This is a genomic window from Sulfitobacter sp. LC.270.F.C4 (assembly GCF_032922545.1).
Classification (GTDB): Bacteria; Pseudomonadota; Alphaproteobacteria; order Rhodobacterales; family Rhodobacteraceae; genus Sulfitobacter; species Sulfitobacter profundi.
This window is the reverse complement of sequence record NZ_CP136692.1, coordinates 514683-540846: the sequence shown is the minus strand read 5'-3', so window position 1 is coordinate 540846 and position 26164 is coordinate 514683. Positions and strand designations below refer to the sequence as shown.

The following is a 26164-nucleotide window of genomic DNA, read 5'->3' as shown; positions in this document are numbered from 1 at the left end:
ATAAAGTCCGTGTGGTTAAAGGGATTGCACTCTTCCATGCCTGCTGGCGGGAGGATTTTCAACTCTCGAAACAAGCGGCACGACCGTCCGCGCGGATGGTCGCCGCCCCGTCCATGATCTGGGCCGTGCGCTTGCGGGTAAAGTCACCGGGCCGGGAGGCGGAACGCTCTTTCGGGTCGGGCAGGATCGCGGCAAGGCGCGCGGCCTGCGTCGGGCTCAGGTCTGCTGCCGCGACGCCAAAGTAATGCGGGGCCGCAGCACCAACGCCAAAGACACCTTCGTCAAACTCGGCCACATTCAAATAGACCTCGATGATCCGGCGCTTGGGCCAAAGGGTTTCGACCAGCGGAGTCATCCCGGCCTCAAGTGCTTTGCGCAGCCACGAGCGCCCATGCCAAAGATAGACGTTCTTGACCGTCTGCTGGCTGATCGTGGACGCCCCGCGGGCAGAGCCATTTTCAATCGCGGTGCGGATCGCCTGCATGTCAAAGCCCCAGTGGTTGCAGAAATTCGCATCCTCTGCCGCGACAGCCGCGCGGGCCATCACGGGGGCGATCTGCTCAAGCGGCACCCAGTCGCGCTGCACCCCACCCAGACGGCGCGATTCCGAAAGCATGTAGACCCCGGTGGGCGGGTTGACGAAGCGGAACAGCAACACCAGCAGCACAGCCAAGACAAAGGCCAGCGCCAAGGCACGCACCACCCAGCGGCCCGCGCGTTTCTTCAACGGGGGGCTTGCCTTGCTCAATTTCTTGCCCTTGGGGGCGGTCTTTTTCCGTGTCGCCATGGATCAGCTATAGGCCGTCTGCGGGTTTTTGTGAACGGTTCTCGCGCGCGTTGATTTCTTGAGCGAGGTAGGCACCGATCCGGGCAGAGCCACGGGCGGAGGGATGCACGTTGTCCCCGGCGAATAGACCGCGGTCCCCCCGGTCGATCACGTCTTCGGAATCAACGAAATGGATCCCCGGGCGGCCTGCGGCAAAAGTGGCGATGCGGGATTCGATTTCGACCAGATCATCGCGGCATCCGGCAAAGGAGCCTGAGCCGGAGCCTGCGTAATAGCCCATCCACATGACCTGCGCCCCGGTCTGGGCACGGAGGCGTTGCAAGAAGGCGGGGATGCTGCCGCTTTGACCGTCCGGTGCGATCAGCGCATTCACCGAGGCCCCGCAGGCCCCGCAGCCGCAATCGGCGCTCAAATCGTTGGCACCGCCATTCACCACCACCCAGTTCCAGCGCCCGCCGGGGAACTGCTGCTGGATGTCAAAGCCAACGGCAGAGGCGATGGTCGAGCCATTGTCGAACTGCGCGCCGGGCACGGCACGGCTGGTGACGCTGCGGCCCGTTTGGTTGGCAATGACATCGGGGATGGAGCGGCCTCCATTCCACGCCATGATGGAATTGCCCAGCACGAGGATATCGCCCCCGCCACGCGGTGCGGTGTCGGTGCAGGCGCTGAGGCCTGTGACTATCGCCAATACCGCTAGAATTCTTCGCATGATCCGCCTCCTGTGGAGAGGCAGAGATAGCGCAGAGGTTTTTCAAAACCACCCTTGCCCCGAATCAAGCCGAAGGCGATGGCCCGCCCGCGCGACCGGAGCCGCGCGGGGCAAAGGTTACTCCGCTGGAACTGCCGTCTCTTCCACCGACAGCGGCGCGGGGAGATGCACCAGCATCTCCTTTGGGCAGACCTGCAGGAAGTTGTGCTTCTCAGTCTCCCAATGCTGAAGAATATCGGCGGCCTTGCGGCTGTTGGTCTCGGCGACATGACGCTCCAGCAGCCCGTGCAACTGGTCCAACCAATGCTCGACGCTGACCGGGCAGGTCACGATTGTTTCGGCATTCATCAGCTTCGGCGCCAGCCCGTCGGGGTCATAGAGATAGGCCATCCCCCCGGTCATCCCGGCGGCGAAGTTCGCGCCGATCTCGCCCAAGATCACCGCCACACCGCCAGTCATATATTCACAACCGTTACTGCCGCAGCCTTCGATCACCACATGCGCGCCCGAGTTGCGCACCGCAAAACGCTCGCCCGCCCGGCCCGCGGCAAAGAGATAGCCCGCCGTCGCACCATAAAGCACCGTGTTGCCGATGATCGTATTCTCCGACGCCACCACTGGGCTCGCCATCGAAGGCCGCACCACAATCGTACCGCCCGACAGACCCTTGCCGACATAGTCGTTGGCATCGCCCGAGACTTCGAGCTTCAGCCCCGGTGCCGCGAAGGCGCCGAGCGATTGTCCGGCACTCCCGGTCAGCTTCACCGTCAAGTGGTCCGGCTGCAGGGAATTGCGCATACCGAAGCGTTTCACGATATGGCTCGAAACCCGCGTGCCGACCGTCCGGTGCGTGTTCTGCACGGCGTAGGACAGCTGCATCTTCTCACCATCCTCAAGGAAACGCGCGGCATCCCGGACGATCTGCGCATCAAGCGTATCAAGCACCACCTGACGCGGTTTGTCGCGGTCATAGACGTTCTCATGTGCGCCATCGACGGTGATCAACAGCGGGTTGAGGTCCAGATCATCCAAATGCGCCGAACCTCGGCTGACCTGCGTCAACAGGTCCGCGCGGCCGATGACTTCATCAAGGCTGCGCGCCCCGATGCTGGCCAGAATCTCGCGCACTTCGGTGGCATAGAAGGTGATGAGGTTCACCACTTTGTCCGCATTGCCGGTGAACTTGCCACGCAGAGCTTCGTCCTGTGTGCAAACACCCACGGGGCAAGTATTCGACTGGCACTGGCGGACCATGATGCAGCCCATAGCGATCAGCGCGGCGGTGCCGATGCCATATTCCTCGGCCCCCATCATCGCAGCCATGACGATGTCGCGTCCGGTGCGCAGGCCACCATCGGTGCGCAATGTCACCCGGTCGCGCAGGTTGTTCATCGACAGAACCTGATGCGCCTCGGTGAGGCCCATCTCCCACGGCAGACCCGCATATTTGATCGAGGTCGCAGGCGAGGCCCCGGTGCCACCGTTATGGCCCGAGATCAGGATGATGTCGGCCTTGGCCTTGGCCACGCCCGCAGCAATCGTGCCGACACCGCTCGACGCCACCAGCTTGACCGTCACCTTGCAGCGCGGGTTGATCTGCTTGAGGTCATAGATCAGCTGCGCAAGGTCTTCGATCGAGTAGATATCGTGGTGCGGCGGGGGCGAGATCAGCGTCACGCCCTTGGTCGAATGCCGCAGCCGCGCGATCAGATCGGTGACCTTCATGCCGGGAAGCTGCCCACCCTCACCGGGCTTGGCACCCTGTGCGACCTTGATCTCCAACTCTTCGCATTGGTTCAGATACTCCGCCGTCACGCCAAAGCGGCCCGAGGCGACCTGTTTGATCTTGGCCGACGGATTGTCGCCGTTGCTTTCTGGCACGAAATGCGCCGGATCTTCGCCGCCCTCGCCGCTGTCAGATTTCGCGCCAATCCGGTTCATCGCCACGTTCAGCGTCTTATGCGCCTCTGGGGAAAGCGCGCCCAGCGACATGCCCGGCGTTACGAAACGCTTGCGGATCGAGGTGATGCTCTCCACCTCCTCCAATGGCACCGGCGTGCCCTTGGGCTTGATGTCGAGCAGGTCACGCAGATGGATCGGCGGGTTGCTCTGCATCTTTTTCGAATACTGCTGCCACATCTGATAGGACGCCTTGTTGCAGGCCATTTGCAGCATATGCATGCTACTCGCTTCCCAAGCGTGTTTTTCGCCCGTCTTGCGCTGTTTGTAGAAACCGCCAATCGGCATCACGACCCCGTCGCCCTGCCAGCCCTTGGCGTGAACTTCTTCGGCTTTGCGCTGAATGCCGACGACACCGATGCCGGAGATACGGCTGGTCATGCCGGGGAAATACTCGGCGCACATGGCGCGCGAAAGGCCCACGGCCTCGAAGTTCAGGCCGCCGCGATAAGACGAGATCACGGAAATCCCCATCTTCGCCATGATCTTGAGCAGACCTTGGTCAATCGCCTCACGGTATTTCTGCACCGCCTGCGTCAGAGTCATGTCCAAGAGCCCGCGCTCGATCCGGTCGGCCAAGGAATCTTCGGCCAGATAGGCGTTCACCACGGTCGCGCCGCAGCCCACCAGCACCGCAAAGTAATGCGGATCGACACATTCCGCCGAGCGCACGTTGAGCGAGGTAAAGGTCCGCAGACCCTTGCGCACGAGGTGACTGTGCACCGCGCTGGTCGCAAGGATCATCGGCATCGCGACCCGGTCGGCCCCGCTGTGCTGATCGGTCAGCACCAGATGGCCCGCGCCAGAGCGCACGGCGTCTTCCGCCTCGGCCCGAATCCGCGCCAGCCCGGCGCTGAGATTGCCGTTGCCCGCCTCAAAGGTGCAGTCGATGGAGACGGTATGCACCTTGAACTGCGCCATCAGTTCTTCGAACTGCGCATTGCCGACGAAGGGACTGTCGAGCACGAGGATCTCGGTCTGGGAGCTGTCTTCGTCGAGCACGTTCTTGAGGTTGCCGAAGCGCGTCTTGAGGCTCATCACCCGGAATTCGCGCAAGGAATTGATCGGCGGGTTGGTGACTTGGCTAAAGTTTTGACGAAAGAAGTGGCTCAGCGGGCGGTACTGGCCGCTCAGGACCGCCGAGGGCGTGTCATCGCCCATCGAGGCCAGCGTCTCTTTCCCATCCTCGGCCATAGGCGCGAGGATCTGTTCCAACTCTTCGATGGTATAGCCCGCAGCCACCTGACGGCGGCGCAGTTCGGCCCCGTCAAACAGCGGCTTTTCGGTGACGCGGCCAAGGACATCATCCATCTCGGTGATCTTGCCGACCCATTCGCCGAAGGGCTGGTTCGACGCGAGCTTGTTCTTGATCTCGGTATCGTTGAAGAGTTTGCCCTCTTCCATATCGACCGCGATGATCTGCCCGGGGCCAAGCGCGCCTTTGCGCACGACCCGCGCCTCGTCCAGCGGCACCATCCCGGCCTCGGACCCGGCGATCAACATGCCGTCGGAGGTTTCCACATAGCGCATCGGGCGCAGGCCGTTCCGGTCAAGCCCGGCGCAAACCCAGCGGCCATCGGTCATCGCCAATGCGGCGGGGCCGTCCCACGGCTCCATCACGGAGTTGCAGTAGGAATACATGTCGCGCCATGCTTGGGGCAGTTCCACCGCCTGTTTCGACCACGATTCTGGCACCAGCATCGTCTTGGCCATCGGCGCGGAGCGGCCCGCGCGGACCAGCACCTCGAACACGGAATCCAGTGCGGCAGAGTCGCTGGACCCCGAGGCCACGATCGGTTTGATGTCCTCGGCCATGTCACCAAAGGTGGCAGAGGCCATACGGATCTCATGGCTCTTCATCCAGTTCATGTTGCCCTTGAGGGTGTTGATCTCACCGTTATGGGCCAACATGCGGAAGGGCTGCGCCAGCCACCACTGCGGGAAGGTGTTGGTGGAGTAACGCTGGTGATAGATCGCGAAGGCGCTGATGAACTTGTCGTCTTTCAGGTCGGGATAGAATTCGGCCACCTGTTCGGCCAGCATCATGCCCTTGTAGATGATGCTGCGGCAGGACATCGAGGCGATGTACATCTGCGGCACCTGCGCGGCGATGGCAGCTTTTTCGATGCGACGGCGGATGACATAAAGCTCACGCTCAAAGGTCTCTTCGTCGACACCTTTGGCGTTGGAAATCAGGATCTGCTCAATCTCGGGCCGGGTCGCGTTGGCCTTTTCGCCCAACACGGAGATGTCCACCGGCACATGCCGCCAGCCGTAGATGTAATAGCCCATGCGGAGCACTTCGGTCTCCACGATGGTCCGGCAGGTTTCTTGCGCGGCAAAGTTGGTGCGCGGCAGGAAGACTTGGCCCACGGCGATCAACTCGTTCTCGCGCGGGGTGTGGCCGGTGCGGCGGACCTGCTCATAGAAGAAGGGCACAGGGATCTGCACGTGGATGCCCGCGCCATCGCCGGTCATCCCATCTGCGTCAACCGCGCCGCGGTGCCAGATCGCCTTGAGCGCGTTGATCCCGTTCAGCACGACCTCGCGGGTCTTCTCACCGTTGATGTTGACCACAAGGCCCACGCCGCAGGAAGAATGCTCTTCCTCGAAACTATACATGCCCTTATCGGCCATCATCGCGCGTTTGGCTTCTTCGCGGGCCACCCAGGCGTCATCATATTTGGTCATGGCTTGGTTCCTTCCACAAACGCCGCAAATCCTGCTTCGACTTCGGCCTTGGTTTTGATCTCGTGGTCCCCGGCAAAGGCATAGCCGTCGGGCTTCACATCTATGTAAATCTCGGTCTTGAGCGGCAGGCCGCCCGCATTCTCCACCAATCCGGCAGAGAGTGAGTAATAGTCATGCCCCGGCAGCGTGAGGTGATACCAAAGCGTGCTGCCGCAACTGTCGCACCATGCCCGCTCAGCCCAGTCCGAAGAGGCATAGGATTTCACCGGGCCGTCATAGGTCAGGCTGCCCGGTTCCGCGTCAATCTCAAGAAACGCACTGCCGGTCCAACGGCGGCACATCTCGCAGTGGCAGGCACCAAGCGCGTCTTTCAACGGCTCAAAGCTGACCGTGACCGCCCCGCAAAGGCAATGACCGCTCAAAAGGCTCATTGCTTGTCCTCCACATGCAGGGCGCGGGCCTCGTAATCGGCTTTGCTCACCCGCTCCAGTTCTCCGGCCAGGGCAAAGTTGCTTGGGGCGCGGTCGGCATAGACCACACGCGCCAGCTTTGCCCCGCCAAACCCGTCGAAGAGACCCGGAGCCAGTTCCAGCAGCTCCGCGTTCTCGCCTTCGGTATCGGCAAACCAAACCGCCGTGCCGCAGGTCTCGCACCACGCCCGCTCGGCGAAGGAGGATGAGGCATAGGTCCGGATCGGCCCCTTGTAGGAAACCCGCGCGCGTGGCACTTCGATCCCCATTTGGACAGAGCCGCTCCACCGGGTGCAGAGGTCACAATGACAGGCCGAAATCGCAGCCAACGGCCCGGTCACATCCACCGTGACCGCGCCGCACAGACAGTGGCCGTGGTGTGCTTCACCCCCCATGGCGTTGTCCGCTTTGATGGCTGCACCAGCACTCATCTCATTCCGCAGCGATGCGCTGCGCCCCGTTGAAATCATCAAGGATTGCCTGCGCGCAGTCGCGGCCATCCTTGATGGCCCAGACCACAAGGCTCGCCCCGCGCACGATGTCGCCCACGGCATAGACACCATCAAGCGCCGTTGCCCCGGTGACGTAATCGGCTTTGATCGTGCCCCAGCGGTTCACCGGCAACTCCGGTTCGTTCCAAAGGGTCGGCAGGTCTTCTGGCTCGAACCCAAGCGCCATGATGACGAGGTCGGCGTCTTCGACGTAGTCCGCGCCTTCGATCACCTCGGGGGCCTGACGGCCAGTGACATCCGGCGCGCCGAGGCGCATCTTTTGCACCATGACCCCGGTCACCGGATCGCCGACAAAGCCCTTGGGCGCGCTCAGCCATTCAAATATCACGCCTTCTTCCTCGGCGTTTTGCACTTCGCGTTGGCTGCCCGGCATATTGGCCCGGTCCCGACGGTAGAGACATTTGACGCTCTCCGCGCCTTGGCGGATCGAGGTGCGCACGCAGTCCATCGCGGTGTCGCCACCGCCGATCACAACGACTTTCTTACCCGCGGCGTTCAGGCGACCGTTTTCGAACTCATCGACCGAGTTGCCAAAGCTTTTGCGGTTGGAAGCGGTGAGGAAGTCGATCGCCCGCTCCACGCCGAAACCACCCACGCCGGGGGCTTCGATCTCGCGCGTTTTGTAAACGCCGGTGGCGATGATCACCGCGTCATGTTTGCCCCGGATCGCGCCAAAGCTAAGGTCGACGCCCACATCGCAGTTCAATTCAAAGGTCACGCCACCTTCGGCAAGCTGCGCATTGCGGCGCTCGACCACGTCTTTCTCAAGCTTGAAGCCGGGGATGCCATAGGTCAGCAGGCCGCCCGCACGGTCGTAGCGGTCATAGATGGTGACCTGCACGCCCGCGCGGCGCAGCATGTCCGCCGCTGCCAGACCGCCGGGGCCGGCGCCGATGATGCCAACGCTTTCAGCGCGCTCTTCGCGCGGGGCGGCGGGTTTGACCCAGCCCTGCTCCCATGCGGTGTCGGTGATGTATTTCTCGATCGAGCCGATGGTGACGGTGCCATGGCCCGACTGCTCGATCACGCAGTTGCCTTCGCACAGGCGGTCCTGCGGGCAAATGCGGCCACAGATTTCCGGGAAGGTATTGGTCGCCTGACTGATCTCATAGGCCTCTTGCAGACGCCCTTCTGCAGTCAGGCGAAGCCAGTCGGGGATGTTATTGTGCAAAGGGCAATGGGTCTGGCAGTAGGGCACGCCGCATTGGCTGCACCGGCTGGACTGTTCAGCCGCTTTCGCATCCGCATATTCGGCATAAATTTCGTCGAAATCCGTCCGGCGCAAATCAGGCGGGCGTTTTTCGGGCATATCCCGCGCAATGTCTGTAAATTTTAGCATGACCTGCTTCGCCATATACCCGTTCCTTCGACAAATTCCGTCAGAAGGCTCGTATACGAGAGCCACCAAGTAAATAAAAGACAGCAGCGCTGACCTATTTACCTCTTTCCGGGCAAATGGAACGCCCGGAGGTCATTTTTATGCGTCATTTAAGGTCCGATGCGGACCTAACTATCAAAACCCCGCCCAAAGCGCGATGATCACGACCCCACCCACAAGGATTCGCCACCACCCAAAAAGCGCGTAGCCATAGCGGCTGATGTAATCGAGCACCCAACGCACCACGAAGACGGCAGAGATAAAGGCCATGACAAAGCCCACGGCGATCTCGCCCATGGCAGAGGCATCCAGCACGTCGCGGTTCTTGTAGATGTCATAGGCAAAGGCGCCCGCCATCGTCGGCATCGACAAAAAGAACGAGAATTCCGCCGCGGCGCGCTTGCTGGCCCCCAGCAACAGGGCGCCAACGATCGTCGCCCCCGACCGCGAGGTGCCCGGCACCATGGCAAGACATTGGATCACGCCGATCTTGAACGCCATGGAAAGGGGGAATTTGGTCGCGTCGGAATAGGTCGGCGCAGGTGCGATGCGATCCACGATCAACAGCACCACCCCGCCCAGCACCAACATGATGGCGATCAGCAGAGGTGTTTCGAACAGGACCGTCTTGATGAAATCATGGGCCAAAACCCCGATGAACACCGCAGGCAGAAAGGCCAGAAGCACCGACCAGATAAACCGCCGCGCCTGCGGATCATGCGGCGCGGCCGAGAATACCGCCCAAAGCCGTGCGAAATAAACCGTCAGGATCGCCAGCACCGCGCCCAATTGGATCACGACTTCAAAGGTCCGCCCGGCGCTCTCAAAGCCCAAGAAGTGACCGGCCAACAGAAGATGCCCGGTCGAAGATACGGGGATGAACTCTGTCAGCCCCTCCAGCAAACCCAGAAAGGCGGCGATCAGAGTGGTCGACTGTTCCATTATCCCTGCCGCAGGTTACGTGCCGATGCTTTGATGGCGTCATATTGCCCCGAGGGTCGGAACCGCCAGAGATAGTCGGGCAGCACCGCGTCCATCGCGGTGGGGGTGATGCCAAGCTCGGTAAAGCCGCGCGCCCCTTCTGCCACAACGTTGTCATTGCGTAGGTTTTTGACCTGATCGCGGGTTAGCATCTTGTTGGTGAAAAGACCAAAGGTTGCGGCCTGCACCATGTCGAACCCAAAGGCGACGATCTTGGCTAAGAACCACGGCATGTTGAGCACCAAACGCCGACGGTGAATCACCTCAAGCATACGCTGCATCAGGCCGCGGAAAGTATCCACATCAGGGCCACCAAGCTCATAGACACCCGCGGGGGCCTGCCCCTCCAGAGCCTTTTCGGCCGCTTTGGCAACGTCATCGACAAAGACCGGCTGGAACCGGGTAGAGGCACCGGCGACCGGTAGGATCGGGCCGGTGCGGGTCATGCCCGCAAAGCGGTTAAAGAACTCATCCTCGGGGCCAAACATGATCGAGGGGCGCAGAATCACGGCCTCAGGCATATGTTTGAGAATGGCGGCCTCGCCCTCGCCCTTGGTGCGGGCATAGTCGCTCTCGGCCTCCATATCCGCGCCGATGGCAGAGACATGCACGAAACGCGCAACTCCTTCGGTTGCGGCCATATGGGCGATACGCTCCGCCCCTTCGGATTGCACCGCGTCAAAGCTGTTCTTGCCGGTTTCGACCAAAATGCCCACGCAGTTCACGACCGCGTCCGCCCCACGCAGAGCGTCGCGCACGGAGCCATCGTTGCGAATGTTGCACAAAACAGGTTCGACTTGGCCAACCACACCATAGGTCCGCACAAAGAGCGCTTCGTTGGGGTGGCGCACCGCCACCCGTACCCGCCAACCAGCTCTGGCCATGCGATACGCGATATAGCGTCCGACAAACCCCGAACCGCCATAAATCGTGACCAGCTTAGACATTCTGCCGCTCCTGTAGATAAATTCTCTGACAGGATGTACCCGTGCGCCGCCGCTGTCACAAGGCCAAACCCCCGGTTGTAGCGATCCCCGCGCAGGATTTTCTAGATTTCGCTCAAATTGCGATTGACAGTCACCCGGCTGAGCCTTAGAGCACCCCACACGATACGTGCCCAGGTGGCGGAATGGTAGACGCGCTAGCTTCAGGTGCTAGTACTGGCAACGGTGTGGAGGTTCGAGTCCTCTCCTGGGCACCAAAGTAAACCCCCAAATTTCATATTTATATGGTTTTCGGGGGTTTTCTTGGTTTAGTGGCTGAAAACTGCCACACAAACTGCCACACGATACGACAGCCTCGCCCCTCAGATCACATTCTGCGTGCGGCTTGCGCGAGGTCACTGAATCTCGCTGCGTACCATCGGACACCCGCATCGACCTGGATGCTTGGGCCCTCATCAGCCTCCAGAACTCGACAATCTGCACCTTGGAGGGCCAGGAGCGTATCGACCGCGTGCTCGAGAGCTAATATTAAATCTTCAGTCATTGTTGCGGGTTCTGAGAGGTGCTTTTCAAGCGCCCCACGATAGGCTGCACCACTAACGCCGGGAAAACGCTCCAAAAGACTGTCCAACCCTTTTCCATGCCGGGTGAGAAAATCCCTTACCAGCCGCACGACCGTTCCCTCCGAAACGCCGGTTGAAGCATCTTTAGTAATTTTGGCTTGTTTGCTCATCAGAGCCTCCTGTACCGAGGATTGGCAACACCGCGTTGCCTCTGGAAATCACCCGGCTTCAAGAGTCGTCGTGGTTACGACCACAACGACTTAGTATGTGTATGGGAATGTTCCTGCTTATTACGCAGGAATGAGTTTCCCGGATGTCACTCTCGCGCGTCAGATCACAGTCATTCAATTCTGCTGCACGGTGCTCTCAAAAATTGCCTCCCTGGAATGCAGTTCATGACAACAGCGTGGCCGTCGCGTATCCGGACCTTCGCGAGACCATAAATTTAGGTTATGGGCACCTCTAAAAATTGCGCTGACCTTGGCGCTGCTTTATGATTGAGGCGACGGATCGGCACAGGGGATGCAGCCATGGCGCAGATGGGTTTTTTCGATCTTTCCGACCGCTATGCGAGCTTGGATGTCAAGAGGGACCCGCTGGTCGCGATCGACGCCGTGGTGCCATGGGAGGAATTCCGGCCAACGCTTGAGGGGGTTTGGCGCAAACCGGATTCAGAGCGTAAATCGCGCGCGGGGCGCAAGCCGATCGACGCGATCGTGATGTTCAAGGCGCTGGTTCTGAGCGCGCTCTACAACCTGTCGGACGATCAGATTGAATATCAGGTGCGCGACCGGCTGTCGTTCATGAGGTTCCTGGGCCTCGGACTGGAGGACCGTGTGCCGGACGCCAAGACGGTCTGGCTCTACCGCGAGGCGCTGGCTCAGGCGGGCATGGTGGAGGCGCTGTTCAAGCAATTCGACGGCCATCTGGCGCGGCAGGGCTACATCGCGCGGGGCGGACAGATCCTGGATGCGTCCATCGTGCCGGTGCCGAAGAACCGCAACACCCGCGAGGAAAACAAGACCATCAAGAGCGGCGAGGTGCCCGAGGACTGGGAAAACAAGCCCGCGATGCGCTCACAGAAAGACTTGGACGCGCGCTGGACGAAAAAGCACGGCAAGAGCCATTACGGTTACAAGAACCATGTGAATGTGGACCGCAAGCACAAGCTGGTGCGGCGCTATGACGTCACTGACGCAGCCGTGCATGACTGTCAGGCGGTGGATCACCTGCTGATGCGGGGCAACACCGGCGCGGGCGTCTGGGCGGATTCTGCCTATAGGTCCGAGGAGATGGAGGCGAAGCTGCGAGCGCGCAAGCTGACCAGCCACATTCACCGCAAGGGCAAGCGGGGCAAGCCGCTGACCGAACAGGCCAAGGGCAGCAACCGAACCAAATCCACGGTGCGGGTCCGGGTCGAACATGTCTTCGGCGCGCAGACCAACGACATGGGCGGCACGCTGGTGCGCACGATCGGCATGGTGCGGGCCAAGGCGAAGATCGGAATGAAAAATCTTGCCTATAACATGCGCCGCCTCGTCCAGTTGCGCCGCATCAACCCGTGCCCGGCATGAAGACCGGGCAAACCAGCGACCAGATCAGGCCGCAAGGCCGTAAAAGCCAGGCGTGAAAGGCGCCGCGCCGTGACCGTCCCGGGGCGCCAGGCACCAACCGACTGCCTACCTCCCGCTTCTAGCCACACGCACTGCTGTGCGGCTACGAAAATGGTTAAAAATCGAGGTGCCCTTAATTTCGGCCAGGGGTTCGACATCGGCGAACTCCTTTGGGACCCGCATACGCAGATAGTAGGTCTTGCCACGCAGCTCGAGATATTTTGCAGTGTTTGTAGACATAGGAGTTGTCCCACAGTTTGCCCCACACGGAAGCGCTTGACGGAAACCCTACCCGCAACGGGGTAGAGCAATTTCTTCCGTGAAAATGGGAACTTCTGCGAAAGGGCGGAAAAATTAATTCTCCTGAAGAGTGTCCTCTCCTGGGCACCAATATTCCCCGACAGATGATTGACTGTAGATCAGGTCTTAACCGACCCCGATGATACGCGCCCCGCAAGGGGGCGTTATGCCGCCCAGTCTGCGTGCAGACGCACCCCCTATTGCACGGCAATGCCTGCGTTTTTCAGACATATCTGCAGCCGTCTTTCAAGCTCTGGCAGACTAAAAGGCTTTTTTAAACAGTCGCTTGCCCCCGCGGCCAAAGCGCGGCGCAGCAGATCTGCGTCTTTTCGAGTTGAGATCATGACGACCGGAACGCCGTGGTAGAATGGCAGACCTCTGACATGGCTACAGAACTCAAGCCCGTCCATCGCGGGCATCATGAAATCCGTGATGATCACGTCTGTCGCGATCCGCTCCTTCGCCAGCGCGTCCAAGGCTTGGGCGGGGCATCCATAATCCGCCACGCATGAAAATCCGACTTCGGCGAGGGACGCCTGAATGAACTGCCGCGCAATCTCTGAATCGTCGATAACGATAGCATTCCAGTTCATTTCACCGCACCTTACATTCTAAATAACGCCCCGAGGGCCACCGTAGCGGTGCGGCACTTAATATCGTGTGAATGCTTAAATGCGTTTGCCGATAAACAGCGCAGTGTCGGAACGGATGCAGGCGATCTCACCCTTTTGCCAGACAAGCTCCCCCTGCGCGGTCGCGTATTTGCCCATGCTGACGCAGGCGGTGATCGGGGTGATCTCTGTGACGTTTTGGGCGGCATCGAAACTGTGGCTGAACTGAATGGACATGGCTTGTGCTCCTGAGTTGACGTTAATCAACCTTCACACATGTCGCCGCTCAATGCCTGCTGGCGTCAGGATAACGGCCCTATTCTTAGGTATATGCCACGTCACTTTCAGACCACGAAAAGCGCCCCGTCAGCGACGGTTCAGCAGCTTTTGGTACTTTGGCACGAACAGATCCGCGCCTTTCACCTTTTTCGTTATCCAATCGCCTGCTGTGAACAGCATCAAAAAGCTATTGCCGCGTTCCGGCCCCAAGGGCAGCACGATCGGCGCCTCCGTGCCCCACGGGCGATAGGTTTTCATATCCGCCAGTTTGCGGCCCGTGATCAGCCCGGTGAGGGTCTTTTTCAACCAAGGCAATTGCCGGCTGACCGCGACGATGGTCATGTTGTCACCGGGGTCCGCCACGTCCCCGGCGGCAAAGACGTTGGGCAAGGACGAGGGGCGCAGATGGCCATCGGTCTTGATCCGCTCTGCGGCGGTGACCTCTGCGCCGGGCAGGTTCTTCAGCAGGTCAGAACAAGCGCGCGCCCCCAACACGGGAAAGATCAGATCGAATGCGCGCTCAGGTCCCCCTTCGAGGGTCACACTGCCCGCATGCGGCTCTGTCATAGAGGCGAGCCCTTCGACCTTTTTGCCGAGGATAAGCTCCACCCCGCTGGCCTTTAACTTCTTGCTCAGCGAAACCCCAAGGCTGTCCGGCTTGGCCGCAAAGAGCTTGTCGTCCATGGTGATCACGGTGATCTTTTTGTCGGGCATGGCCTCGGCGATCTCGCCCGCAAGCTCAACCCCCACAGCCCCGGCGCCGATGATGCCGACGGTCTTGGCCGCCTGCAGCTTTTCATGCGCGGCTTGGCTCGCGGCCCGCAGCCCGTCGATGTCTGCGCCTTTGGGCTTGAAGGGTGCGGCATAGTTTGAACCGGTCGCGACGACGATGTAATCTGCGTCGACCCGCGCGCCGCTATCGAGGGTCACACCCTCCCCATCCACACCCGTCGCCCGCGCCGCAACGACGCGGCCGCGCTTCAGCAAGCGGTCATAGGGGATCAGCGAGTCCTCGACCAAACCGGGCTGGACCACGGCCCGGATCATCGCAGAGGCATGCACAAAATGGCTGCGCGGTTCGATCAATGTGACATCGGCGATGTCGTCCATCGCCTTGGCCAGTTCCGCCCCCAGATACCCGCCCCCTACGATTGCGATACGTTTGCCCATCGGTGCTGTCTCCTTGTGGTCATCCCAGTCTGCCGGACAATCTTGCCCTTGCGGTTGGCTATCCACATAGGCGCGGGTGCATAAATTTCCCGCCCGGGATGCCAAAACCCGCCGACTGTGCCGCCAAAATGGTCACATGATCACCCGATAAGCGCTCAAAGCGCGGGGCCGATTCTCTTAAACGATACAAGATATTGTTTAGAATCATCGCACCTGCTTAACTCCCCCCAGCGACAGGGAGAGCCGCGACACAATGAAAGACACCAAAGCAGAGACTTTTCTGCGTTTTGACAACGTCAAGAAGAGCTACGATCAGGAAAACCTCGTCGTCAAAGGCTTCGACATGGATGTGCAGGAGGGGGAGTTCATCACCCTTCTTGGCCCCTCCGGATCGGGCAAAACCACCGTGCTGATGATGTTGGCGGGGTTTGAGAGCGTTACCTCGGGCGATATCGCCATCAACGGCAAATCGATCAACAAGACCGCGCCCAACAAGCGCAACATCGGCATGGTGTTCCAAAACTACGCGCTGTTCCCGCATATGACGGTGGCTGAAAACCTCGCCTATCCGCTTAGCGTGCGCAAAATGTCCAAGGCCGATATCAAAGAGCGCGTGGCCGAATATCTCGCATTGGTCGAGCTTTCGGCCTTTGGCGACCGCCGCCCCGGTCAGCTTTCCGGCGGCCAACGGCAGCGTGTGGCGCTGGCCCGCGCGATGATTTTCCAGCCGACGCTCATTCTGATGGATGAACCTTTGGGCGCGCTTGATAAGAACCTGCGCGAACAGATGCAGTTTGAAATCACCCGCCTGCACAAGCAGATCGGCTTTACCGTGATCTACGTCACCCACGACCAAACCGAAGCGCTGTCGATGTCGGACCGGATCGCGGTCTTCAACGATGGCGTCGTGCAACAATGCGCCCCACCGGCGGAGTTGTATGAGCGCCCGGTCAATGCCTTCGTGGCCGAGTTCATCGGCGAGAATAACTTCGTGCAGGGCAAGGTCAGCAAGATCGATGGCGACCTTGCCAAGGTTGAGACAGACACCGGCACCATCACCACCCAGACCTCCGAAGGGCTGACCGAAGGTGCACAATGCCGCGTGTCGATCCGGCCTGAGAAGCTGTTCATTCACCCCACGACCCACGCCCATGACAACGCGCTGACGGCGACCTTTGTCACGCGCATCTATGTGGGCGATTTCATCCGCTATTATTTCCGCCTACCCGACGGCACCGACATTATCGTCAAAGTGCTCAACGATCTGTCCGCGCCAGAATTCGAAGACGGCGCGACGGCGCAGCTGTTGTCCCTGACGAAAGATTGCATCGCCTTTGCCAATTAAAGGCGACCGAGGGCAAACCGGGGCCCCGCAAAAGACCTGGACACAACAAGGAGAGACCCGATGAAGAAACATCTGACGTATCTGGCCACGACGGCGCTGCTTGCCAGCCCTGTTCTGGCCCAGGATCTGACAGTGACATCTTTTGGCGGCGCCTATGGCGCGGCACAGATGGAGCACATGATTGAACCCTACATGAAGGAATCCGGCACCAACGTGCTGTTCGAAGACTACGGCGGCGGCGTGGCCGAGATGAAGGCGCAGGTCGAAGCTGGCAACATCCTGTGGGATGTGGTCGACATCGAAGTGATCGACCTCGAGCGCGCCTGCGCCGAAGGCTATCTGGAAGTGATCGACCAATCCGTCCTGCCCGATGGCGACGATGGCACCGCAGCGGCCGATGACTTCATCGAAGACGCGCTGGCCAATGAATGTGGCGTGGGTAACATCGTTTGGTCCGTCGTCTTTGCCGTGAACACCGAAAACGGCGAAGGCCCGAAAACCATCGAAGACTTCTTTGACACCGAAGCCTTCCCCGGCAAACGTGGTCTGCGCAAACGCCCCCAAGTGAACATGGAATGGGCGCTGCTGGCCGATGGCGTTGCCCCCGAGGAAGTCTATGAGGTGCTGGCCACCGAAGAGGGCCAAGCCCAAGCCTTTGCCAAGCTTGACACCATCAAGGACGAGATCACTTGGTATGACAGCTGGTCTCAGGCCCCCGTTCTGCTGAACGACGGCGGTGCCACCATGGTGCAATCCGCCAACGGTCGTATCTTTGCCGCGATCAAGGACGATGGCGCCCCCTTCGAGATCGTCTGGGACAGCCACATCTATGACCTCGACGTTTGGGCGATCATGAAAGGCACCGAGAAGAAAGAAGAGGCGATGGAGTTCATCAAGTTCGCCACAGGCACCGTGCCGCTCTCGGGGATGCAAGACGTGGCCTACGGCCCGACCCGCGCCTCTGCTCAGGCGCTGCTGCCCGAAGAGGTCAAGAAAGACCTGCCCACGGCGCATCTTGATGAGGGCGTGAAGGCCGATGGTATCTTCTGGGCCGACTATGGCGAAAGCCTTGGCGAGAAGTTCAACGAATGGCTGCTGCAATAAGCACCCTGCCCCGCGCCTTTCCGGGCGCGGGGACCCCACACCTTACAGATGAGTAATCGCGTGCCCAGCCTCAGTTCCGAAGACGCCGCCAACGCCCGTCGCCAATTGCGCAGACGCCGCACGCAGGCGTTTTTGTTCGTGGTGCCGCTGCTGGTCTTTATCCTCTTTGCCTTTGTGGCCCCGATCACCACGATGCTGTTTCGCAGTGTCTATAACCCGACCGTCGCCGAACTGGTGCCTGAGACGCTGACCATGCTGGAAGACTGGGAGGGTGAGACCCTGCCCGATCCGGCTGTGGTGACGCAAATGGCCATCGACATGAAGCGCATGGCGGGCAACCGCACCTCCGGCAAATTCGCCGATGAGATCAACCGCGCCCTGCCAGGCATGTCGAGCGTGATCAAATCCACCGCCCGCGGTCTGCGCCGTGCCGATGATGCGGAGCTTGCCGCCAACGGGGCCGAGATGCTGCTGGCCGAGAATGACCGCTGGGCCAAGCCCGCCACATGGCGCGCGATCCGCAGTGCCGGGCAGGCCTATACCTCAAGCTATTACCTTACCGCCGTCGATCTGGAGTACGACGCCGAGGGCGAAATCGTCATGCGCGACACGCAGATATACAAACAGCTCTATACCAAGACGCTGAAGATGGCGCTGATCATCACCGGGCTGACCATGTTGCTGGGCTATCCGCTGGCGTTCTATATGTCCCAAGCCTCTCCGGCGACGGCGAACTTCCTCATGGTCTTTGTGCTGCTGCCGTTCTGGACCTCGCTTCTGGTGCGCACCACCGCTTGGATCGCGCTGTTGCAAGCGGGCGGCGTGGTGAACTCTACGCTCATCTGGGCGGGGCTGATCAATGAGCCGATTGAACTGCTCTACAATGAGTTTTCTACGATCCTCGCCATGACCCACATCCTGCTGCCCTTCATGGTGCTGCCGCTCTATGCGGTGATGCGCGGGATCGACGCGAGCTTCATGCGCGCCGCGATTTCGATGGGCTCGAACCCCATCGGCGCGTGGTACAAAATCTACCTGCCGATGAGCCTGCCGGGCTTGTCTGCCGGGGCGCTGTTGGTCTTCATCATCTCGGTCGGCTACTACATCACCCCGGCGCTGGTGGGCGGCACCGATGGTCAGATGATCTCCAACATCATCGCCTTCCACATGCAGGTCTCGAACAACTGGGAACTGGCGGCGGCGCTTGGCTCGCTCCTCTTGATCCTGATCCTTGTCCTTTACTGGCTGTTCGACCGTTTCGTCGGCACCGACAACCTCAAGCTGGGATGACGCCATGAGCCCATTGCCCGACTATTACACGATCTGGCACAAAGCGGGCCACTACGGCCTGCGCATCATGGCGGCCTTGGTGCTCATCTTTCTGATGCTGCCGATCCTCGTGATCATGCCGCTGTCGTTCAATGCCGAGCCGTTCTTTACCTTCACCCAAGGCATGCTGTCGCTCGACCCCGACGCCTATTCGACGCGCTGGTATCAAGAGATTGTCGATGACCAGAAATGGCGCATCGCGATCCGCAACTCCTTCCTTGTCGGCATCGCTGCGGCAAGCATCGCTACGGTGCTGGGGACACTGGCCGCCGTCGGCCTCGCCTCGCCTTGGATGCCGTTCAAACGGGTCATCACCGCGCTGCTGCTGTCGCCGATGATCGTGCCATTGATCATCATCGCGGCAGGCATGTTCTTTTTCTACACGCAGTTCAATCTGGTCGGCACCTTCACCGGGCTGATCATCGCCCATGCGGCGCTCGGCGTGCCTTTTGTCATCATCACCGTCACCGCCACGCTCAGCGGCTTTGACCGCTCACTCTTCGTGGCGGGGCTGAGCCTTGGGGCCTCTCCGATCAAAGTGTTCTGGGACGTGGTGATACCACTCATTCGCCCCGGCGTGATCTCGGGCGGGCTTTTTGCCTTTGTCACATCCTTTGACGAGGTGGTGCTGGTGCTCTTCCTAGCAGGCCCCGAACAGCGCACGATTCCGCGCCAGATGTTCTCGGGCCTGCGTGAGCAAATCAACCCGACGATTCTAGCGGTGGCGACGCTGCTGGTGGTGCTCTCGGCGACGATGCTTTTCGTGCTGGAAGCCCTGCGCCGACGCTCGGCGCGGCTGCGCGGTCAGGAATAGGCGAAACCGCCCGCGGGCGGCACCAAACACCTGATCCACAACCATATTCGGGGGGGGTGAGTGGTGAGCCGTGATGGGTTCGAACCATCGACCTACTGATTAAAAGTCAGTTGCTCTACCAACTGAGCTAACGGCCCACTAGGCGGGTAACTAGAAATTACGGGCGGCAGGGTCAAGCCCTTAATTACGAAAATAATGCGAGATGCTGGATTAGTTTTCATGCCGGGGTTATATGCCCCGAATGTACAGCGATCAGACCCCCGGATTGCCCTTCATGAAAATGCATGGGCTAGGCAATGACTTCGTCGTGTTTGACGCACGCGCGGAGGCAATCGACGTGACCCCGGCGATGGCGCAGGCCATCGGCCACCGGCAATTTGGTGTGGGATTCGATCAGCTTGCGGTGATTACCCAAGGGACGGGCGACGCGCATCTGACCTTTTACAATTCCGACGGTTCCCTCTCTGCTGCCTGCGGCAATGCCACCCGCTGCATCGCGCGCTACCTGATGGATGAGTCGGGGCGCGATTCGCTGCATTTGACCACCGCGCGGGGCGATCTGGCAGCGAAAGACGCCGGGGGCGGCCTGACCTCCGTCAACATGGGCCACCCGCAGTTGAATTGGGACGAGGTGCCACTGGCGCGCGAAATGGACACGCTGCACCTGCCGATTAACGGCGACCCCGTCGCCACCGGCATGGGCAACCCGCATTGCACCTTCTTCGTCGATGATGCCGAGGCGATGGACCTCTCCGATCTCGGCCCCCGCGCCGAGCATGATCCGCTTTACCCTGAGCGCACCAATGTGCAAGTCGCGCAGATCGTCGGGCCGGATCACATCCGCATGCGCGTTTGGGAGCGCGGCGTGGGGGTGACGCTGGCTTCTGGCTCGTCCTCTTGCGCCACCGCCGTGGCCGCCGCGCGCCGGGGCCTGACGGGCCGCGCCGTGCGTATCGACCTCGACGGCGGCACACTGCACATCGATTGGCGCGAGGATGGCGTCTGGATGACGGGGCCGACCGCCCATGTTTTTTCCGGCACCTTCACCCCCGACTTTCTGGAGAGCCTGACATGAGCGCCCCGATCTTCAGCACCATGGGCTGCCGTCTCAACGCCTATGAGACCGAGGCGATGAAGGAACTGGCCGAACAGGCCGGGTTGCAAGACGCCGTGGTGGTCAACACCTGCGCCGTCACCGCCGAGGCCGTGCGCAAAGCGCGCCAAGACATCCGCAAGCTGCGCAAGGCGCACCCCGATGCGCGGCTGATCGTCACCGGCTGCGCCGCACAGACCGAGCCCGAGACCTTTAACGCCATGCCCGAGGTCGACGCCGTGATCGGCAACACCGAAAAGATGCAGGGCGCGACATGGCAGGGCATGGCCGCCGATTTCATCGGTGAGACCGAGACCGTGCAGGTCGACGACATCATGTCAGTCACCGAAACGGCAGGCCATTTGATCGACGGATTCGGCACCCGCAGCCGCGCCTATGTGCAGGTGCAAAACGGCTGCGACCACCGCTGCACTTTCTGCATCATTCCTTACGGTCGCGGCAATTCCCGGTCGGTCCCCGCAGGGGTCGTGGTGGATCAGATCAAGCGGCTGGTCGACAAAGGCTTTAACGAAGTGGTGCTAACCGGGGTCGACCTGACATCATGGGGGGCCGATCTGCCCGCCACGCCAAAGCTCGGCGATCTGGTGATGCGAATCTTGCGTCTGGTGCCCGATCTGCCGCGGCTGCGGATTTCCTCGATCGATTCGATTGAGGTGGATGAGAACCTGATGCAGGCCATCGCGACTGAGCCACGCCTGATGCCGCATCTGCACCTGTCGTTGCAGCACGGCGATGACATGATCCTCAAGCGCATGAAACGCCGCCACCTGCGCGACGATGCGATCCGTTTCGCCCAAGAGGCCCGCGCCCTGCGTCCCGACATGACCTTCGGCGCCGACATCATCGCCGGTTTCCCGACCGAGACCGAAGCGATGTTCGAAAACTCGATGAAACTTGTCGAGGAATGTGACCTGACATGGCTGCATGTCTTCCCCTATTCCGCCCGCCCCGGCACCCCCGCGGCGCGGATGCCCGCGGTGAACGGTGCTGCGATTAAAACCCGCGCGGCACGGCTGCGCGCGGCGGGAGAGCGGCAAGTGCAGCGGCATCTGGAGGCGCAGGTGGGGCAAACGCATGATGTGCTGATGGAGAACCCTCACATGGGGCGCACGGCGCAGTTCACCGAGGTGAGTTTTGCCGCGCCACAGGTCGAGGGCGACATCGTGCGGGCCGAGATCACCGGAATTTCAGGCGCGCAGCTGACCGCCTAGCGCGAAGGGCATCGCCCTCCCTGGGGGGCGATGGAACGAGGCTGTCGTCGGAACGGCTGCCGTACTCGAAACGACTCCGCATCATGAAACCTCGCCAAATCGCCCTCCGGGGGGAGGGAGGGCGATGCCCGGTGTGCCACCGGGCGGACCCTGTTGAGAGGTTTTAGGCCAAATGGCCGCCGTCATTACGCATGGCCAAACAAAAGGGCGCCGGTTTCCCGACGCCCTTCTCATTTCCAAAAGCCGTGGCCCGATCAGCCGTCCTTGCGGCGGTTCTTGACCGGAGCCCAGAGCTTTTTGTTGGTCAGGTACAGCAGCACCGACAACAGGCCCAACAGCACGACCCCGGCAAAGCCAGCCTGCTTGCGTGCGCCCAGTTTTGGCTCGGCGGTCCACATCAAGAAGGCAGAGACATCCTCGGCCATGTGCTGCACGTCATTGGCATGGTCATCCGCGAACTCGACCAGCTCATCCGACAGCGGGGGCGCCATGGCGATCCAGCCGCCGGGGAAAACGGTGTTCTCATAAAGAACCGTGCCCGCTTGCTCTTTCTCTTCGCCTGTGTAGCCGGCCAGAAGTGCGGTGATATACTCCGGCCCGCCGATCCCTTTGAGGAACTGGTTGATGCCCAAACCGTAGGGGCCGTGGAACGCGGCGCGTTTCTTGGCCATCAGGGACAGGTCAGGTGCGTTCGGCAGGTTGGACCCGGGGAAGTGGTCAACCGGGGTGCCGGGGCGGGTGTCGTCCAGCTCGGCGTCATAGACGTCATAGCCTTTTGCGTATTCGATCACCTGATCTTCGGGCATGTTCGGACCGCTTTCGTCCGCCAATGTCCGCATCGCGACATATTCCAGACCGTGGCAGGCAGCGCAAACCTCGGTATAGATCTGCAGACCGCGCTGAAGCTGGTTTACGTCATAGCCGCCGAACGGACCATCGAAGGAGAAATCGATGTTGTCGATATGCGGCGTGGCGTGGGAATCGTCACCGTGATCGTCGTCACCGGCGTGATCGTCCGAGGCGTGCTCTTCGCCGTGATCATCCGCTTCCATGACGCCAACGTTGGGGTCATCGCCATGCGCTTGGCCGTCGACGTCGTCTTCGACGATCACTTCGTTTTCAGCGTTTTCCTCGGCTGTCGATTGCGCTTCGTCCGAGGCTTCGACTTCCTCGGCAGGTGCTTCTTCTGCGTCTTCGGCGGAAACCTCTTCGGGCGCTTCCTCGGTGGCAGCATCCTCAGTGGCGGTTTCTTCGGCCGGGGCCTCTTCGGTTGCGGTGTCCTCAGCAGGAGCTGCCTCAACCGCTGGTTCCTCTGCCGGGGCCGCGTCGACCTCGGGTTCGGCTGCGGTCGCGTCAGCTTCGGCAGGTGCCTCTTCCGCCGCTGGCGCTTCAGCAGGCGCGGTTTCGGCTTCGGCCTCCGGCGTTTCCGCCGGAGTTGTCAGCAATTCTTCTTCTGTCGCTGTGTCCTGCGCCAGCACCGCCGTTCCCGGCAGGGCAAGGCCCAGAGTTACCACGGCAGAAAGGAGGTTGGTCTTCATCATGGTCATGATCCTTATTCCGCCGGGTTCACAAGCGTCTTGGTGCCGCCTGCCTTGGGCGCGTAATGCGCGTCAAAGTCGGCTTCGATGGTTTCAGGCTGCGCCAGCGGCTTCTCGATCACGCCCAAGAGGGGCAGGATCACGAGGAAGTAGGCGAACCAATAGGCCGAAGCGATCAGTGAGAAGCTCGCATAGGGCTCTTCTGCGGGCATCGCACCCAGCCACATCAGGGCGAAGAAGTCGATCACCAGCAGGGCGAACCACCATTTGAACATTGGACGATACCGGCCCGAACGCACAGAGGATGTGTCCAGCCACGGCACCAGCGCCATAACCGCAATCGCACCGAACATCGCCAGCACGCCAAAGAATTTGGCGTCGATGATGCCACCGGTCACGAAGGACGCGATTTGCACAACCCAAACCTCAGAAGTAAAGGCCCGCAAGATCGCATAGAACGGCAAGAAGTACCATTCCGGCACGATGTGTGCAGGCGTCGCCAGAGCGTTGGCTTCGATGTAGTTGTCCGGGTGGCCCAGATAGTTCGGCATGAAGCCAACAACCGCGAAGAACAGCGTCAGGATCACGGCCAGAGCGAACAAGTCCTTGATCACGAAGTAGGGCCAGAACGGCAGCGTGTCTTTCTTGGCGTCTTCCTTCGAGGTGCGGCGCACTTCGACCCCGGTGGGGTTGTTGTTGCCGGTCGTGTGGAAGGCCCAGATGTGGAGAACCACAAGGCCCGCAATCACGAAGGGCAGCAGATAGTGCAGCGAGAAGAAGCGGTTCAGCGTCGCGTTATCAACCGCAGGTCCACCCAGGAGGAATGTCTGCAGTGTTTCACCGACAAAGGGCACCGCGCCAAAGAGGCCGGTAATCACGGTCGCGCCCCAGAAGGACATCTGACCCCAAGGCAGAACGTAGCCCATAAAGCCGGTGGCCATCATCAGCAGGTAGATCAGCATGCCAATGATCCATGTGATCTCACGCGGGGCTTTATAGGAGCCATAGTAGAGACCACGGAAAATATGCGCATAGACCGCGATAAAGAACAGCGACGCGCCGTTCATATGCAGATAGCGGATCATATAGCCGCCATTCACGTTGCGCATGATGTGCTCAACCGACGAGAAGGCCAGATCGACATGCGGCGTGTAGTGCATCACCAGAACGATGCCGGTGATGATCTGCAGTGCCAGACAGAAAGTCAGCACGATGCCCCAGATCCACATCCAGTTCAGGTTCTTGGGCGTGGGGATCATCAATGTGTCGTACAAAAGGCCAACGATGGGAAGGCGGCGGTGCAGCCACTTTTCGCCGTTCGAATTCGGCTCGTAATGGTCGTGAGGAATTCCAGACATCTCTCTTCCGCTCCCTTAACCCAGTTTAATCGTGGACTCGTCCACGAATTCGGCGACAGGCACCGGCAAGTTGCGTGGGGCCGGCCCCTTACGGATGCGGCCTGCGGTATCGTAGTGCGACCCGTGGCAAGGGCAGAACCAGCCGCCAAAGTCACCCGCATCACCCAAAGGCACACAGCCAAGGTGCGTACAAACGCCCATCTGAACCAGCCATTCACCAGTTTCATCCAGCGCGCGGTTCTCGTCCGTGGCAGGCACGTCGCCGCTAAGGTTCTCGTTCTGCGCGATCGGATCGGGCAGCGTCGATACATCGACGGCTTTCGCCTCTTCGATCTCGGCTTCGGTGCGGCGGCGAATGAACACCGGCTTGCCCAGCCATTTCACGGTCAGCTGCGTCCCGACTTCAACGCCGGACACGTCCACACGAATGGACGACAGCGCCTTAACATCGGCAGAGGGGTTCATCTGGTTGACCAGCGGCCAGACGGCGGCACCAACGGCGACGGCACCTGTACCGGCTGTCGCGTAATACAGGAAATCCCTCCGGGTGCCTGCGTGTTCTTCTGCTTGGGACACGGGTTTACTCCAATTCTTGGCCAAATCTGGCCGTCAGACATAGGGGTGGCGTCACCTTGCCACCTGACTTCTCGCCGCTATCTACCGGGATGGACCGCGCCCGTCCAGATGTCAAAGCCGCGCATCTGGGATCAACCGCGCCACAACGCGGCAAAAATACCGCGATTGTGGCAATATCATTACGGCCCGATTACTGCGGCGGCGCCGTATGCATCATCGCGGGACGCGAATCAAAGGCATCGAACCAGGCCGCCAGATCAGGGTTTCCAGCACGCCAATCGCGTGCGCCATGGCGGAAATCGACATAGCCCAACGCGCAGCCAATCGCGATTTGCCCCATATCCAATGGCCCCGCCAAATGCGCCGCCCATTGATTGTTCAGCGTCTTGCAGGCGCGTTCAACCTTGCCCCACTGGCCCTCGACCCATTCCGCCATGCGTTTGTTTTCGGGGCGCAGCTTGCCTTCGTAGACCATGGCGAGCGCTGCATCGAGCATCCCGTCCGCCGTGGCCTCCAGCGTCAAAGTGTCCCACCTGCTTGCGCCTTGGGGGTAAAGCCCCGCTCCGGCGCGGTCATCCAGATAGGCGCAGATCACCCGGCTGTCATAAAGCGTGCATCCGTCCGGTCGCTCCAGTGCGGGCACTTTGGTCAGCGGGTTGCGCACGGCAAAGCCCTCGGCCGGGGCCAGCGGCGTGCCCGAGGTCGGCTCCAGCGCGACATCATCAAGCTGGCCAGTTTCGTGCAGCAGCACCATGACCTTGCGGACATAGGGCGAGGTTTGAGAATAAAATAGTTTCACGTGAAG

At 60.7% G+C, this 26164-nt stretch carries 23 protein-coding genes and 2 tRNA genes; 8 read left to right on the top strand and 17 right to left on the bottom strand.

The window, feature by feature from the left end:
- Positions 1–58: 58 nt before the first annotated feature.
- The 8 genes from mtgA to R1T45_RS06380 form a co-directional block, all read right to left on the bottom strand.
- Positions 59–787, bottom strand: coding sequence for a monofunctional biosynthetic peptidoglycan transglycosylase (mtgA, locus tag R1T45_RS06415; protein ID WP_317390432.1), 729 nt, complete (start codon positions 785–787; stop codon positions 59–61).
- Between the two features lie 7 nt (positions 788–794).
- A complete protein-coding gene (locus tag R1T45_RS06410; RefSeq protein WP_317390431.1) occupies positions 795–1499 on the bottom strand; it encodes an SGNH/GDSL hydrolase family protein in 705 nt (234 codons plus the stop codon).
- A 117-nt stretch (positions 1500–1616) separates the two neighbouring features.
- Complete coding sequence (gltB, locus tag R1T45_RS06405) at positions 1617–6149, bottom strand: glutamate synthase large subunit (protein WP_317390430.1); 4533 nt, start codon at positions 6147–6149, stop codon at positions 1617–1619.
- On the bottom strand, positions 6146–6580 hold the full coding sequence (locus tag R1T45_RS06400) for a GFA family protein (RefSeq protein WP_317390429.1): 435 nt from the start codon (positions 6578–6580) through the stop codon (positions 6146–6148). Before R1T45_RS06400 ends, gltB begins: the two co-directional genes overlap by 4 nt.
- Positions 6577–7050 carry a GFA family protein gene (locus tag R1T45_RS06395; RefSeq protein WP_317390428.1) on the bottom strand — a complete coding sequence of 158 codons (474 nt, stop codon included), beginning with the start codon at positions 7048–7050 and terminating at the stop codon, positions 6577–6579. Before R1T45_RS06395 ends, R1T45_RS06400 begins: the two co-directional genes overlap by 4 nt.
- Position 7051: 1 nt before the next feature.
- A complete protein-coding gene (locus tag R1T45_RS06390; RefSeq protein ID WP_317390427.1) occupies positions 7052–8485 on the bottom strand; it encodes an NAD(P)-dependent oxidoreductase in 1434 nt (477 codons plus the stop codon).
- Between the two features lie 159 nt (positions 8486–8644).
- Positions 8645–9451 carry an undecaprenyl-diphosphate phosphatase gene (locus R1T45_RS06385; RefSeq protein WP_317390426.1) on the bottom strand — a complete coding sequence of 269 codons (807 nt, stop codon included), beginning with the start codon at positions 9449–9451 and terminating at the stop codon, positions 8645–8647.
- A complete protein-coding gene (locus R1T45_RS06380) occupies positions 9451–10437 on the bottom strand; it encodes a complex I NDUFA9 subunit family protein (protein WP_260011062.1) in 987 nt (328 codons plus the stop codon). The genes R1T45_RS06385 and R1T45_RS06380 overlap by 1 nt, the downstream gene beginning before the upstream one ends.
- Positions 10438–10605: 168 nt before the next feature.
- On the opposite strand from R1T45_RS06380, the gene R1T45_RS06375 reads away from it, so the two are divergent.
- Positions 10606–10691, top strand: a tRNA-Leu gene (locus tag R1T45_RS06375).
- A 110-nt stretch (positions 10692–10801) separates the two neighbouring features.
- Here the strand turns inward: R1T45_RS06375 and R1T45_RS06370 are convergent.
- Positions 10802–11167, bottom strand: coding sequence for a hypothetical protein (locus R1T45_RS06370; RefSeq protein WP_317390425.1), 366 nt, complete (start codon positions 11165–11167; stop codon positions 10802–10804).
- A gap of 360 nt (positions 11168–11527) precedes the next feature.
- Here R1T45_RS06370 and R1T45_RS06365 point away from each other — a divergent pair, with 360 nt between their 5' ends.
- The gene (locus R1T45_RS06365; RefSeq protein ID WP_317389285.1) at positions 11528–12571 is read left to right on the top strand and encodes an IS5 family transposase; all 1044 of its coding nucleotides are present in this window, start codon (positions 11528–11530) and stop codon (positions 12569–12571) included.
- A gap of 536 nt (positions 12572–13107) precedes the next feature.
- Here R1T45_RS06365 and R1T45_RS06360 read toward each other — a convergent pair.
- The 3 genes from R1T45_RS06360 to R1T45_RS06350 form a co-directional block, all read right to left on the bottom strand.
- On the bottom strand, positions 13108–13503 hold the full coding sequence (locus R1T45_RS06360) for a PleD family two-component system response regulator (protein ID WP_132444034.1): 396 nt from the start codon (positions 13501–13503) through the stop codon (positions 13108–13110).
- 75 nt (positions 13504–13578) lie between these two features.
- Positions 13579–13758 (bottom strand): hypothetical protein, encoded by a 180-nt coding sequence (locus R1T45_RS06355; protein WP_317390424.1) that lies wholly within the window; start codon positions 13756–13758, stop codon positions 13579–13581.
- A gap of 129 nt (positions 13759–13887) precedes the next feature.
- A complete protein-coding gene (locus R1T45_RS06350; RefSeq protein ID WP_132444033.1) occupies positions 13888–14970 on the bottom strand; it encodes an NAD(P)/FAD-dependent oxidoreductase in 1083 nt (360 codons plus the stop codon).
- A gap of 253 nt (positions 14971–15223) precedes the next feature.
- Here R1T45_RS06350 and R1T45_RS06345 point away from each other — a divergent pair, with 253 nt between their 5' ends.
- From R1T45_RS06345 to R1T45_RS06330, 4 genes are read left to right on the top strand one after another with little or no spacing between them, the layout of a single operon-like run.
- Positions 15224–16315 (top strand): ABC transporter ATP-binding protein, encoded by a 1092-nt coding sequence (locus R1T45_RS06345; protein WP_120349891.1) that lies wholly within the window; start codon positions 15224–15226, stop codon positions 16313–16315.
- Between the two features lie 60 nt (positions 16316–16375).
- On the top strand, positions 16376–17419 hold the full coding sequence (locus tag R1T45_RS06340) for an ABC transporter substrate-binding protein (protein ID WP_120349890.1): 1044 nt from the start codon (positions 16376–16378) through the stop codon (positions 17417–17419).
- A 60-nt stretch (positions 17420–17479) separates the two neighbouring features.
- Positions 17480–18709: an ABC transporter permease gene (locus R1T45_RS06335; RefSeq protein WP_132444031.1), complete on the top strand. Its 1230-nt coding sequence runs from the start codon at positions 17480–17482 to the stop codon at positions 18707–18709.
- Between the two features lie 4 nt (positions 18710–18713).
- Positions 18714–19562 carry an ABC transporter permease gene (locus R1T45_RS06330; protein ID WP_174861039.1) on the top strand — a complete coding sequence of 283 codons (849 nt, stop codon included), beginning with the start codon at positions 18714–18716 and terminating at the stop codon, positions 19560–19562.
- A 61-nt stretch (positions 19563–19623) separates the two neighbouring features.
- Here R1T45_RS06330 and R1T45_RS06325 read toward each other — a convergent pair.
- A tRNA-Lys gene (locus tag R1T45_RS06325) sits at positions 19624–19699 on the bottom strand.
- A 104-nt stretch (positions 19700–19803) separates the two neighbouring features.
- Here R1T45_RS06325 and dapF point away from each other — a divergent pair.
- Positions 19804–20637 (top strand): diaminopimelate epimerase, encoded by an 834-nt coding sequence (gene dapF / locus R1T45_RS06320; protein ID WP_132444180.1) that lies wholly within the window; start codon positions 19804–19806, stop codon positions 20635–20637.
- Positions 20634–21887 (top strand): tRNA (N(6)-L-threonylcarbamoyladenosine(37)-C(2))-methylthiotransferase MtaB, encoded by a 1254-nt coding sequence (gene mtaB / locus R1T45_RS06315; protein WP_120349886.1) that lies wholly within the window; start codon positions 20634–20636, stop codon positions 21885–21887. The genes dapF and mtaB overlap by 4 nt, the downstream gene beginning before the upstream one ends.
- A gap of 254 nt (positions 21888–22141) precedes the next feature.
- Here the strand turns inward: mtaB and R1T45_RS06310 are convergent, their stop codons facing one another.
- The 4 genes from R1T45_RS06310 to R1T45_RS06295 form a co-directional block, all read right to left on the bottom strand.
- Positions 22142–23428: a cytochrome c1 gene (locus R1T45_RS06310; RefSeq protein ID WP_317390423.1), complete on the bottom strand. Its 1287-nt coding sequence runs from the start codon at positions 23426–23428 to the stop codon at positions 22142–22144.
- Positions 23429–23439: 11 nt separating this feature from the next.
- A complete protein-coding gene (gene petB, locus R1T45_RS06305) occupies positions 23440–24783 on the bottom strand; it encodes a cytochrome b (RefSeq protein WP_067265773.1) in 1344 nt (447 codons plus the stop codon).
- Between the two features lie 15 nt (positions 24784–24798).
- Complete coding sequence (gene petA, locus R1T45_RS06300; protein ID WP_007118534.1) at positions 24799–25359, bottom strand: ubiquinol-cytochrome c reductase iron-sulfur subunit; 561 nt, start codon at positions 25357–25359, stop codon at positions 24799–24801.
- Positions 25360–25549: 190 nt separating this feature from the next.
- Positions 25550–26158 (bottom strand): glutathione S-transferase, encoded by a 609-nt coding sequence (locus tag R1T45_RS06295; RefSeq protein WP_120349884.1) that lies wholly within the window; start codon positions 26156–26158, stop codon positions 25550–25552.
- Positions 26159–26164 lie beyond the last annotated feature (6 nt).